The organism is Pseudomonas sp. AC463 (assembly GCF_979253585.1).
The window spans coordinates 1-329 of record NZ_CEEDDZ010000321.1; the positions used below are offsets into that span (position 1 = coordinate 1).

Sequence of the window (329 nt, forward strand, 5' to 3'; positions counted from 1 at the left end):
CTCCGCCAACGTCCGGCGATTGCGCATCATCGCCAGCTTCGACCAGTCGGCGACATCGGCGAAATAGCCGCCGGGGATGTCGAGCACCTTGTCGAACGATCGATACTGCCCGCCCTTGCCGAGGAACGGCAGCACCAGCCGGTCGATGATCCGCGCATCGAACCGGGCGCCGGCGACCCCGATGCCGGCATGACCGAGTGGGACGCAGCGTCGCGCCGCACCCGGCTCCGCCACCCGCACGACGGAGAAGTCGCTGGTGCCGCCGCCGAAATCGGCGACGAGCAACGTCGTCGGTTCGGTCAGCGTCGATGCGTGGCTATAGGCGGCGG

Annotated in this window: 1 protein-coding gene; it reads right to left on the reverse strand. The window is 69.0% G+C overall.

Going from position 1 to position 329, the window contains the following annotated elements:
- On the reverse strand, positions 1-329 hold a 329-nt coding region (locus AC0IYH_RS30330; protein ID WP_471837846.1), incomplete at both ends, for a hypothetical protein.